This is a genomic window from Tepidiphilus margaritifer DSM 15129 (genome assembly GCF_000425565.1).
In the GTDB taxonomy this organism is placed as follows: Bacteria; Pseudomonadota; Gammaproteobacteria; order Burkholderiales; family Rhodocyclaceae; genus Tepidiphilus; species Tepidiphilus margaritifer.
The window spans coordinates 45334-56845 of record NZ_AUDR01000013.1 but is presented as its reverse complement, the minus strand read 5'-3'; the positions used below and the strand labels follow the sequence as shown (position 1 = coordinate 56845).

At 64.1% G+C, this 11512-nt stretch carries 10 protein-coding genes; 4 read left to right on the top strand and 6 right to left on the bottom strand.

Annotated elements, in window-relative coordinates; all coding sequences use genetic code 11:
- Window positions 1–39: 39 nt before the first annotated feature.
- From H607_RS11125 to H607_RS0101050, 6 genes are read right to left on the bottom strand one after another with little or no spacing between them, the layout of a single operon-like run.
- The gene (locus H607_RS11125; protein WP_051240526.1) at window positions 40–1527 is read right to left on the bottom strand and encodes an ArnT family glycosyltransferase; all 1488 of its coding nucleotides are present in this window, start codon (window positions 1525–1527) and stop codon (window positions 40–42) included.
- The gene (locus H607_RS0101070; protein ID WP_028873896.1) at window positions 1524–3260 is read right to left on the bottom strand and encodes a carbamoyltransferase family protein; all 1737 of its coding nucleotides are present in this window, start codon (window positions 3258–3260) and stop codon (window positions 1524–1526) included. Before H607_RS0101070 ends, H607_RS11125 begins: the two co-directional genes overlap by 4 nt.
- Window positions 3257–4777, bottom strand: a complete 1521-nt coding sequence (locus H607_RS0101065; protein WP_051240524.1) for a lipopolysaccharide kinase InaA family protein — start codon at window positions 4775–4777, stop codon at window positions 3257–3259. The genes H607_RS0101070 and H607_RS0101065 overlap by 4 nt, the downstream gene beginning before the upstream one ends.
- Window positions 4753–6306, bottom strand: coding sequence for an ArnT family glycosyltransferase (locus tag H607_RS0101060; protein WP_028873894.1), 1554 nt, complete (start codon window positions 6304–6306; stop codon window positions 4753–4755). The genes H607_RS0101065 and H607_RS0101060 overlap by 25 nt, the downstream gene beginning before the upstream one ends.
- Window positions 6307–6323: 17 nt before the next feature.
- Window positions 6324–7232: a lipopolysaccharide core heptose(I) kinase RfaP gene (gene rfaP / locus H607_RS0101055; protein WP_211218427.1), complete on the bottom strand. Its 909-nt coding sequence runs from the start codon at window positions 7230–7232 to the stop codon at window positions 6324–6326.
- Window positions 7219–8370 carry a glycosyltransferase family 4 protein gene (locus H607_RS0101050; protein WP_028873892.1) on the bottom strand — a complete coding sequence of 384 codons (1152 nt, stop codon included), beginning with the start codon at window positions 8368–8370 and terminating at the stop codon, window positions 7219–7221. The genes rfaP and H607_RS0101050 overlap by 14 nt, the downstream gene beginning before the upstream one ends.
- Before the next feature lie 58 nt (window positions 8371–8428).
- On the opposite strand from H607_RS0101050, the gene waaC reads away from it, so the two are divergent.
- The 4 genes from waaC to H607_RS11120 all read left to right on the top strand — a co-directional run bounded on the left by waaC (window position 8429) and on the right by H607_RS11120 (window position 11511).
- Window positions 8429–9421, top strand: coding sequence for a lipopolysaccharide heptosyltransferase I (gene waaC / locus H607_RS0101045; protein WP_028873891.1), 993 nt, complete (start codon window positions 8429–8431; stop codon window positions 9419–9421).
- Window positions 9422–9491: 70 nt separating this feature from the next.
- A complete protein-coding gene (locus tag H607_RS0101040) occupies window positions 9492–9935 on the top strand; it encodes a hemerythrin domain-containing protein (protein ID WP_028873890.1) in 444 nt (147 codons plus the stop codon).
- Window positions 9935–10225 carry a DUF2249 domain-containing protein gene (locus H607_RS0101035; RefSeq protein ID WP_051240522.1) on the top strand — a complete coding sequence of 97 codons (291 nt, stop codon included), beginning with the start codon at window positions 9935–9937 and terminating at the stop codon, window positions 10223–10225. The genes H607_RS0101040 and H607_RS0101035 overlap by 1 nt, the downstream gene beginning before the upstream one ends.
- A complete protein-coding gene (locus H607_RS11120; RefSeq protein ID WP_051240521.1) occupies window positions 10222–11511 on the top strand; it encodes a hypothetical protein in 1290 nt (429 codons plus the stop codon). Before H607_RS0101035 ends, H607_RS11120 begins: the two co-directional genes overlap by 4 nt.
- Window position 11512: the final 1 nt, after the last annotated feature.

Sequence of the window (11512 nt, the reverse complement as noted above, 5' to 3'; positions counted from 1 at the left end):
CTTTCTTCCTGCGTATCCATCTATTCTGCCTCATGCTTCTCACCCCATATCACCATGAGGCCGATGGGCGTCGAACTTTACATCGTCGCGCCATTCCCCGCTGGCCGTGCCCACGCAAGCCGATCCGAAACCAAAAACGATCAGCGCCTTACCCCTTTTCAGATACGGCGAGAAGGTACGGAGGCGGCAATCCGCGAGCGGCGCGATCTTCTCGCCGTCGGCGCTCTCGGCCAAGAGCATCATGTCGGAATGGTGCGCCCGCAGCTCTTGCAAGCGCGTGTCGTCGAGCAGAGGAATGTCCCGTTTCGCATAATAGATCAGGCGTTCGTCGAGGCTGTGGTAGGCATAGAGCGGGAAAGGAGGGGCGGTGTGCAGCCATTGGGTGAACTGCGGAAAAACCGCGATGCGGTAATCGTAGATCCTGGATTCGACGAGGCCGAAATAGAGCGCATAAAGCGCCGGCAGGGCGATTCCCAGCACCAGCACCATGCGGCGCAGTCTCGCGCCGCCCGCCTCGAGGAGCTCGGCGAGGCGCTTGCCCAGCAAAAGCGCCAAAAGCGGATAGATCGGCAGCAGATATTTTGCGTGCTTGTTGCTGAAGAGTGAATAGAGCAGGAAGGGGATCGCGACGGCGAGGAGCAAGGCCTTGCAGTCGCGATCGCGCCACCATCGCCGTACGGTCGTGATCGGTCGAATCAGCAACAAGAGGGATGCCGGGAAGAAATCCCCTATTATCCATATAGCATAATCATAAAACGGGTCCGAGGTGGATTCCTGGATTTTGTCGACCATGTCGACCTGTATGATGGACGTCCACACGTCCCAGCCCAGTCGCCAAGTCACCACTGCGTACCAGGAAAGCCCTACCAGCAAAAAAATGAGCCACCCCAGTGGATCATAAAGGGCCTGCCAATGACGCGTGCCGCGCGATGACAGGGCCAAGGCGAAGAGCGGCAGCGTGACGAAGAGCAAGACCAGCGGCCCCTTGGTGAGCATGGCCAGACCCAAAAGTCCATAGCTCAGCCACAACCAGGCGCGTCCCCCCTCACCCTGAACGTAGCGCAAGGCGGCGATCAAGGAGGCGACGCACAAAGTGGTGAGCAGCATCTCGATTTCCGCGCGCCGGGCGAAAACGGCGAAACCGGCGTTGGCGATGAGGATCTGGGTCGCGAACAAGGCCGGCCACGATCCGAACACCCGCCGCGCATAGCGGTAGCAGACCCACACGCACAGGCTCGCCGCGAGCGCCGAGGGCAGGCGCACTGCCCATTCGTTGGCCGCACCGAAGAGCCAAGCGCAGGCCGCTGCCAACCAGTAGAGCAAAGGAGGCTTGGCGAGATAGAGCTCACCGTTGAGCCGGGGCAGCAGCCAGTCGCCACTGCGGAACATGCCCTCGGCCGGAACGGCGCGACGCGCCTCGTTGAAGGACAGGAGTGCGATGTCGCCCAATCCCCAGTAGAACGCCAGCGCGCCGAGGAAGAAGGTGACAAAGAGCAGTCGCCGGTAGAGGGCGTCATCCGCGATCACGATCCTCCCTCCTTGGTCACCAGGACATCCTCCATGATGAGATACTGGAGATCGGAACCGAAGAACATGTCGAGCGCATCGCTCGGGCTGCACACCATGGGTTCGCCGCGACGATTGAGCGAGGTGTTGAGCACCACGCCGTTGCCGGTGAGCTTTTCCAGCTCCAGCATCAGGTCGTAGTAGCGCGGGTTGTGTTCGCGCCGCAGCACCTGGGCGCGCGCGGTCCCGTCCTCGTGCACCACTTCCGGCACCCGTTGCCTCCATTCGGGGGCCACCTCGAAGGTGATGGTCATGAAGGGGGCGGGATGGTGGGTTTGCAGCATCTGGGGGGCGACGGTGTCGAGCATGCTGGGGCAGAACGGTCGCCAGCGTTCGCGGAACTTGATCTGGGCGTTGATGCGGTCGGCGATGCCGGGCACGCTCGGACAGCCGAGGATGGAGCGAGCGCCTAGGGCGCGCGGGCCGAACTCCATGCGCCCCTGGAACCAGGCCACCGGATGGCCGTCGGCAAGCAGCCGTGCGATCCGCACGGGCACGTCGTCGATCTTCTGCCATCGCGGGCGCGCTGGATGCTTGGCGCAAGCGGCGATGATTTCTTCGTTGGTGTATGCCGGTCCGAGATAGACGTGTTCCATCTTTTCCACCGGCACACCGCGCTGCATGCTGACGTAGGCGGCGGCACCCACGGCGGTGCCGGCGTCTCCCGCGGCCGGCTGCACGAAGAGCTCTTCGACTTCGGGCCGGGCGACGATCTTCTGGTTGAGCTTGACGTTGAGCGCCCCGCCGCCGGCGAAGGCGATCCGACCGGTTTCCCGGATGATGTCTCCGAGATAATAGTCCATCATTTCGAGCGCCAGTCGCTCGAAGAGCGCCTGGATACTTGCGGCGTAATGGATGTAGGGTTCGTCGACGTCGTCGCCCTCCCGCCGCGGCCCCAGCCATTCGATCAGCTTGGGCGAAAAGTAGTAACCCTTGCCTTTTTCCTTGTAGCGGCGCAGGCCAACGACGTTGACGTAGTCGGTATTGACCACCAGCTCGCCGTTCTCGAAACGCGCCAGACGCGAGAAATCGTAGCGGGTGGGGTCGCCGTAGGGCGCCATGCCCATCACCTTGTATTCGCCGTCGAGCATCTCGAAACCGAGGTATTCGGTCAGCGCCCCATAGAGGCCCGCCAGGGAATCGGGGTCGTAGAATTCCTTGATCTTGTGGATGACGCCGTTTTCACCGTACCCGAAGAAAGTGGTTGCGTATTCCCCCTTGCCGTCGATGCACAGGATCGCCGTCTTGTCGCGAAAGCCGGAGCAGTAGTAGGCACTGGCGGCATGGGCCAGGTGGTGTTCCACCGGGATGATTTCGGTCTTTTTCGGGTCGAAACCGAGCTGCTGCAGGCACCATTCGATGCGTTTCCGGTAGCGCCAGAAACGGCGATTGCCGGCAAAGATCGCATCCAGCGCCCGATCGGGCGCGTACCAATAACGCCGGGCATAATGCCAGCGCGCCGGACTGCCGAAGAGCGGGATCGGGGCATAAGGGATGGCCACGGCGTCCACTTCGTGCGGTCGAATGCCGGCCAATTGCAGGCAGAATTTCGCCGATTCATAAGGCATCCGGTTCTTGGCGTGCTTGTCGCGCACGAAACGCTCTTCTTCGGCCGCGGCGACCAGCTTGCCGTCGATATACAGCGCAGCCGAGGGGTCATGCCCCAAGGCGCCCGACAATCCCAGGATTTTCATGTGGTGCTCTCTCGTTCTTCGATGATTTCGATTCCGGCCTGTTTCAGGACGGTATCCGGTCCATAGACTCGCCGCAAGGCCGATTCGAGCATCGCGCGGATCCGCGGTTCGCCTTGCCAATTTTGCAGGAAACGGCGCAGATCCCGGGCGTGGCGCCTACGGTACCATGCTCCACGTGCGTGGCGGTATTGGCGCAAGGCATCCAGATCCAGCAGCCACGGTTGCCGGTCGACGATCTTGAGATTGTCGGCCTTGAGATCGCCGTGCTCGATGCCCAGCAGGTACAGCTTGTGCAAGAGTTGGGCCAGGCGTAGGGCGAGGTCGCGCCGCAGTTCTTCGCTGACCGAGGGATCGGCGAAACATTCGGCGACATCGGGACCGTCCACCCATTCGGCGAAGAAATAGGTCTGTCGCCGTACCGGACCAAAGCGGCGCTCCACGAGGGCCAAAGGGCGCGCCGTGGCGATGCCGTACATGCGCAGCAGATGGGCATTGCACCAGGAACGGGCGGCACGGGAACGGCGCAGGGCGATCTTCAGGCCATGCCAAAAGTTTTTGACGTTGTAGCGCTTGATCACGACGCGGCGCGCGCCGGTGGTCACGACACCGACGGTGCAGGTATTGCCCGTCTTGAGACGGCGGCTGGCCGGACTCTCCAGCCAGTCATCGGGGCGCTCGAGGAGCTCGTGCAGCCCGGGATCCTCTTCAGGGCGAGCCACGGCCAGGAAACGATTCCAGCGCCTTTCCACCCGCACGTCGGTACAGCTGCGCAGGACTTTGCTCATGGCGTACTCTTGCGCCACTTCATGGCGATGCTGCCAGACGGCCCTGACGAGACGGCGCAGCATCCGGGCATCGGTCTTCCAGCCACGCACTTTGGCGTAAACCTGCAGCAGATGGGGCAGGTGGACCTCGTCCTCGACGTCGAACTTGGAGAGCAGTTGCGCCAGATTGCGCAGCGCGCGGCGAGGACCGAGCGGCGAGCGCCCTGCCCGGATGCCGTCGCCATCCAGCGTGTGGATGCGATCCCCCTCGATGAGGAAATTCTTGAGATAGAGATCGCTCTGATGCAATCCCGCCTCGTGATGTCTCGCCACCACCACCACCAATGCCTCCATCAGGCGCAGGCGAGCCTGAGCATCGCCGCCAAGCGAGGCCAGATGCTCCTCGGCATTACGGGCACCCTCGATGGCCTCGAAGAGGAGCACCCATCCCGCGCCCTCGGGCAGTTGCGCCTCATGGAGCAGCGCCGGCGTGACGATGCCCCGTTCCTGTAGCCAGCGTACACCACGGCGATCGCGCTTGGCATGACGCGCGGCGTGCGGGCCGACGAAGATCTTGGCGTAGACCGCCCGTTCCTGCCAGCGAGCCCGGCACACGAGGCGGGCACCCGGTACCCGCCGGACGACGTGCTCGCAGACCAGCTGCGTGCCATCGTCCAGGAGCAAGGAGAACGGTCCCTCCTCGTCGAACCGGATTGCCGGCGTCAAAGTCACGGTTTGCGTCGCAGCCTGCATAGATCGAGTTCGTCGACCGAGGCCACGATGTCGACCTCGACGCCTTCGAGCGCCGGTGGTTGCTCGGTAATCAGCCAGATCTCGCCCTGTTTCTCGAGTAAAGCGGGAAGATCTTTCGTCGCCACCAACGGAATCACACGGCCCGCATAGAAGGAGAGCGCACCGTCACCCTCCCCGCCTTTGATCGATCGGTCCTGATAGAGCGGCACCGACGGATCGGGAAGCTGCATGGCCAAGGTCTTGGCGGCGGTCTTGCGCGGTTCCTTGGACAAATTGGCCTCGCCGTAGAGATAGAGTGCCGCGCTCGCCACGGCCACCAGCAGCACGGGGAAAGCAGGCGCATGGGCTTTCAGCAGGCGGTGCAGCACCAGGGGCAATGCCAGTAGCGCCAGGCAGGGCAAGAACGCCAATGCCGCATTCCCGTTCTTGAAGACGAGGTACCCCATGGCCGCGATCGCCGCCGTGCAGAACAGCCAGAACAAGATCCGGTTGCAGCGGGCGAACCCGCCACCGGCTTCGGTCACATAATGGCCAAGGATCAAGGAAAGCGGCGGTGCGAAGAGAAGCGCGTACTGCATCTGCTTGTTGACGGTGAGCATCAGCAGAACGAACACCACCGCCAGCCACAGCCAGGCGAAACGGATCACCGGTGGCAGGCTCCCCAAGCCCCGTTGCCGATAGGCCCACCAGCCGGCCGGCAGCAGCAGGATCCCCCATGGGGCGAAGAATTCGAAGAAATGCTGCGGATACCACCACAGCGGCTTGGCATGGGTACCGCTAACGAAGGTCTCATCGACCTCCCGACCGACGAAATGACTGATGGCATCGGGTAGCGTCGCCAGCAACCAGGCATACCAGCCAAACGCGACGATCAAGAGGGCTGCCAACCCCGGCAGATTGAAGCAGCTTTGCAGGAAATGGCGCACTCCGCCGCTGCGCCGCTGCAGCACTGACCACGAGAACAGGGTGAGGAGCGGAACGGCGAGCGCCGCCGGCCCCTTGCTGAGAAAACCGAGCCCCAAGAGCAGACCGAAGAGCAGCCGGCGGAGGGTATCGCCGCCGCGTTCGAGCAGGTCGTAGCCCACGAAGCAGGCGGCGGCGATGAAAAAGAGCAGGATCGGGTCTGCCTCGCCGCTGCGAAAGTAGCGCAGGCCGATGAAACTGATCACCAGGACCAGGGCGGCATTGGTCGATGCCCGTTCCCCCAGGCGAGACGCACCCCAGAACGTGAAGAGAAAGGCCGACAGCAGCCCGAACAGCACCGCCGGTAGGCGCGTGGCGATCTCGTTCACGCCAAACAATCGGTAGCTCGCCGCGGTGAGCCAGTAGGGCAGCGGCGGCTTTTGCAAGCGCAGTTCCCCGTTGTAGCGCGGCACCAGCCAGTCGCCACTTGCCACCATCTCGCGCGCGGTCTCGGCGATTCGCACCTCCTGGATCTTGTACAACGGCCGCTCGCCGAGCCCGATGAGCAAGGCCGACAGCAGCAGTGCCACCATCACGAGCAGGGAGGAATAGGATGTCTTCATCATGGTTTCTCTTCTTCTGGTCAATGCTTGATCTCATCGAATGGCGTCGTCGGCCAGCGCCCGTGGAACTTGTGGTAGAGCCGGCGCGCCCGGCGATCCACCTGCCGCCAGAACGAGCGCTCGCCAACGAGGGTACGGCGCAGGCTGCCGCGATAGAGGCGAATGAAGCGCAGACAGTCGCGACGGCTGAGACCGATGTCCAGGGCAGAAAAATACAAGGCGGCAAGGTCTTTCATCCGATCGCGCCGGGAAGTGGCGCGACGCAAACCGACACGATGCAGATCCATGAGATAGATCAGGATTTCCCCCTGTCGCAGGCGCTCCCCATCGAGGCAGAAATGACAGAGATAGAAGTCGCGGTGATTGAGCCCATGTTCGTGCAGCGTGCGGGCGATGCGCGCGACTTCGGCGAGAATCGCCCGTTTGTGTGTCAAGGGCGGCGGAGCATGCAGCCAATCACGGCAATGATCTTCGAGCGAGACGATGTCCCCCAGGTCGCGCGTCATCACGAAAGAGCGCCGCCGGGCGGGGTTCCATCCACGGCTGGCATAGGCCACACCGGGCGTGGTGGGTATGCCCAGGGCTTGGAGCTGCCGGATGGCGCGCCACTCGACGGCAGCATCCACCACGGGCCATTTGCCCGAGAGGAGATTTTTGAAGATCTCGCGCCACCCCACCCCCAAATGCTGCTTGACGAAATAGGATTCGCCCCCCAGGCGTACCCTCAGGGTACGACGGCCCGGGACGTCGCGAAACACCTCACCCTGCAGCGCCATGACCTGTTCGAACGGATCGCCGGGCGGCAAGAGAGAAAGGATCTCGGCAGGCAGATGATCGGGCGGCCGTCCCGCCAGGCGTGGCGACGTGGGTACGGCGTCTCTGGCTCCGTCTGCGGCACGCTGCGCCCGCATGGATTCAGTCTCGACCACGGCCTTTCCTCTTTTCCCTGGCGATCTCCTCCAGCAGCTCCGCCTCCAGCGTAGGAGAACGGCGCGCGGCGATCTCCGCGGTGTAGCGCCTGCCGGCCTCACCCCATTGCGCGCGATCCTGGGGCGAAGTCAGCATGCGCGCCAAAGCCGCATTCATCTTGCCTTGATCGAAAGGCGATGGCAGTACCAAACCGGCGCCAGCCGCCGCAACGTGCTCGGCGTAGCCGCAAACGTCGGTGACGAGCACGGGCAGGCCGGCGGTCATGGCCTCGATGAGCACGAGCCCCGCGAGCTCGGAACGCGCGACATGGACGAGAAGATCGGAGCCCATCATCAAGCGGGGAACGTCCGTGCGGCCAGAGGTGATGATCAGATGATCTTCCACCTCCAGACGCCTGGCGAGCGCCATTATGGCGTTCGGTCGATCCGTCCCCACGGCGAGCAGCCAGAGGGAGGAACGCAAAGGCCGCGGCAGGGAAGCCAAGGCGCGGATGGCCCGGTCGAACCCCTTGAGTCTGAACACCGAACCTACCATCAAAGCGACAGTGGCCGAGTCAGGCAGCCCGAATTCGGCGCGCAATGCATTTCGCGCCTCGCTCCGGTCGATGTCGGCAAAAGCGCCGAGGGGGATATTGGGAGGAATCGGGTGAAAACGCTCATCGGGCGTGTGATACCAGCGCTGGTAAATTCTTTTTTCACGTTCTGACAGCAAAAAGATGTGGCAAGAACTGTCGCGACCCATGACCGCCTTTTCGCTTGCGGCGAAAAACCGGTAGCGACCAGACCAGCGGTAGAACCAGCCGCGCTCACGATGGGCCCGTTCCACAAAACAAGGATCGACGGTGTAATAGACATCCAGGCCCGGCATGCGGTTGAAGCCGACCACCAGATCGGGCTCATCCTCGCTCAGGCGCGCGGCGATGGCGTCGATCAAATGTTGATAACGCTGATGGTTGAACCAGCCGGAGGCCGGCAGACAGGTCACTTCGATACCGTCTCCCGGCAGATCACCACGCCACTGGCCCGTGTAGATCCGGACTTCATGCCCCCGTGCCGCGCAATCGCGGGCGATGCGCAGCATGTCGCGCTGTGCTCCGCCGTAAGGGAAATACTTGAAGATCACGAAGGCAAACTTCATCGGAGACCGTCATCGCCGCCGTACGGCCAAAGTTTTCATTGTATGCGAAAATTCCCCCATGCCACGCCTGCTGCTCATCAAGACTTCGTCCCTGGGCGATGTCGTCCATAATCTCCCCATCCTCGCCGATATCCGCGCCCACTACCCCGACATGCGGTTCGACTGGGTGGTGGAAGAAAGTTTCGTCGACATCCCCGCCTTGCATCCTGCAGTAGACCAGGTCTTGCCCGTGGCGATCCGCCGCTGGCGCCACGATCTCTTCTGCGTCGCCACCTGGCGCGAGATCGCCGCGACTCGCCGGCAACTCAGGGCGTCCCGCTACGACCTCGTGCTCGACAGCCAGGGATTGCTCAAGAGCGCGCTGATCGCCCTCCAGGCACGGGGCGAAAAACACGGCTACGATAGCCGCTCCATCCGCGAGCCGCTGGCCTCCCTCTTCTATACCCACCGACACACCGTCTCGCGCGCGCTGCACGCCGTGACGCGCAACCGGCTGCTGGCGGCGGCCGCACTCGGCTATCCCCCGCCATCGACGGCCCCCGACTACGGCATCCGCGCCCCCCGGCAGCCCTTGCCGCTCGAGCTGCCGGCAGGCTACGTCGTCGCCCTGCACGCCAGCAGCCGCGACTCCAAGCTGTGGCCGCAGGCGCACTGGGTCGAACTCGGGCGCACGCTCGCTGCAGCCGGAATGCCGCTCGTCCTGCCTTGGGGCAACGCGCGGGAACGGGAGCGCGCCCAGGCGATTGCCGTGCAGGTGCCGCACGCCCTCGTTCTGCCGCGGCTGCGCCTCGCCCAGCTCGCCACCCTGCTCTCCGGCGCCTGGGCCGTAGTGGGCGTGGATACGGGATTGGTCCATCTCGCCGCCGCGCTCGACGCCCCCACCGTTGCGCTCTATACCGATACCGATCCCCAACGCACCGGCGTCTTGCCGGGACGCGCGCATTCGGCGATCAATTTGGGCGGCGTCGGTCAGGTTCCTGCACCCGCCGCCGTCCTAGAAGCGCTGGATCGTCTCACACAACGCTCGGCCAATTCCCCCCGCTCCTCTTGACCCGCATCAAGGCACCGGGTGCAGTGCCCCGCTACAGTGCGTGCCAGGAACCCCGACGCGGAGACACGCCATGAGCACGATCACCACGCGATTCACCCACGATCATCGCCGCAGTGATGAAGGATTCGCGGCGCTGGAAGCGGCACTGCTCACCGGCTCCGTGGATGCGGCGCTCGGCGCCTGGGAAACGCTGCAAGCCGAACTGCAACACCACTTCCTCATCGAGGAAGAAGCGCTCTTTCCCGCCTTCGAGGCTGCCACAGGCATGAACGGCGGTCCCACCGAGGTGATGCGGCTCGAGCACGCGCAGATACGCGAGCTCTTCGCGCCGCTCGCATCCGCCCTCGAGGCAAAAGAGACGGAGGCGGCGCGCGATCTCCTCGAGACGCTGCTCGTGATGCTGCAACAACACAATATGAAGGAAGAGAACGTGCTCTACCCCATGTGCGATCAAGTACTGGGTGCCGGGCAGCAAGAAGCACTCGTCCAACGGCTGGCCGCGAACTCGCCCTGATGGACCCCACTGCATTCCACCGCGCCCCCGAAGGTTACGCTCCGGAAGACGTGCTGCTCTTCGACGCACGGGAGCTGCTGCCGCCCGATCCTTTCGTGCGCACGCTCGAGTTGCTCGAGCGGCTGGAATCCGGGCGCTGGGTGCGCTTGCTGCTCTATCGCGTCCCTTGGCCGCTGTTCGAGGCGATCGAACCGGAGGGTTGGGCGCATCGGGAGTATGTCCACGACGACGGCACGGTCGAGATCCATCTCTTCCGCCCCGTGGACGGCATGGGAACGAATGCGCGATGAAAGCTCTGCCCCTGGACGTCAAATCCTCGCCGCCTTATACGGTGCCGCTGCGCTGGTTCGCGCTCGCGCCCCCCATGCTCGCGCTCGCTGGCCTGTTGCTTTTCTTCGAAGGACCCACCGCCGTACTCAGCCGCTGGACACCGGCCGCGCTCGCACTCACACACGTCACGGCACTCGGTTTCATGGGCAGCGTGATGCTGGGGGCGTCGGTGCAGGTACTACCGGTGCTCGCCGGCGCCGTCTGGCCGCCGGTGATGTTTCGCTGGCACGCGTTGCCTGCCCTCTGGGGCGCAGGCGTGTCGTTGCTCGTCGCCTCCTTTCTCTGGCCGAACCGAACCTTGACGGTAGCGGCCGCCATCCTGCTTGCCGGCACGCTCGCCGTTTTCCTCTCCCTCGCCTTTCTCGCCCTAGCGTCTGCCCGCAATCCCGCCGGCGGAGATCTGCGCCGGGCACTGGTCGGGTTCTCGCTCACGGCGCTGCTGGGGCTGGGCTTGCTCGCGCAGCGCGAAGGAATCTGGCTGGCGGATCATTTCGCCTGGGTGAGCTGGCACGTGGTGAGCGCCTGGAGCGTGTGGGGATTGGGACTGGTGGCGGCGATCGCCTACGCGGTGGTGCCAATGTTCCAGCTCACCCCTCCTTATCCAGAAAAATTCCGTGCACGCTGGGGGCGGTTGCTGTGGCTGCTGCCGTTCTCCGTCGCCGCCGCAATGGGATGGGGTGCACGGGCGGCCGAAGCGGTGGCCGTGCTCGGGGCCCTGATCCTCGTGCCGCCGTTCGCGGTGCAGACGCTGCAGCTGCAAGCGCGCAGCAAGCGCCCGCGGCATGACGCCACCTGGAAACTGTGGCGGGTCGCCATGGGCTCGGCCCTGGTCGCACCGCTGCTGGCGCTCCTTGCGGCGGGCGACGTCCTCTCGCCCTGGTGGGTCGGCGTGACCGTCTTCTGGGGTGGATTCGCCGCGGTGATCTGCGGCATGTGGGTGAAGATCCTGCCTTTCCTCACGTGGTTGCATCTGCAGCAACGCCCCGGTCGTCAGGGATTCCCCCCGACGATGCTGCGCATCACGCCCGAAGTACAGGCTGATCGGCTCTGGCAGGGCCATGGAATCACCACCGTGCTGCTCCTCGCCGGGTTGCTCTTGCCCGAACCGCTCATACGCCTGGCAGGGCTGGCAGTGCTCGCCTGCGCAGTGCAAATGGGATACATCCTCTGGCTCGCGGTACGCACCTACCGCCATTGGCCGCAGACGGTGCCGCCGCAGACCGAAGCGAATCCCTCGCCGCGGTGAG

Excerpts from the sequence above, each read along its gene's own strand:
- H607_RS0101070 (WP_028873896.1), bottom strand. The coding sequence starts at position 3,260 with ATGAAAATCCTGGGATTGTCGGGCGCCTTGGGGCATGACCCCTCGGCT.
- H607_RS0101065 (WP_051240524.1), bottom strand. The coding sequence starts at position 4,777 with ATGCAGGCTGCGACGCAAACCGTGACTTTGACGCCGGCAATCCGGTTC.
- H607_RS0101060 (WP_028873894.1), bottom strand. The coding sequence starts at position 6,306 with ATGATGAAGACATCCTATTCCTCCCTGCTCGTGATGGTGGCACTGCTG.
- H607_RS0101050 (WP_028873892.1), bottom strand. The coding sequence starts at position 8,370 with ATGAAGTTTGCCTTCGTGATCTTCAAGTATTTCCCTTACGGCGGAGCA.
- waaC (WP_028873891.1), top strand. The coding sequence starts at position 8,429 with ATGCCACGCCTGCTGCTCATCAAGACTTCGTCCCTGGGCGATGTCGTC.
- H607_RS0101040 (WP_028873890.1), top strand. The coding sequence starts at position 9,492 with ATGAGCACGATCACCACGCGATTCACCCACGATCATCGCCGCAGTGAT.
- H607_RS0101035 (WP_051240522.1), top strand. The coding sequence starts at position 9,935 with ATGGACCCCACTGCATTCCACCGCGCCCCCGAAGGTTACGCTCCGGAA.
- H607_RS11120 (WP_051240521.1), top strand. The coding sequence starts at position 10,222 with ATGAAAGCTCTGCCCCTGGACGTCAAATCCTCGCCGCCTTATACGGTG.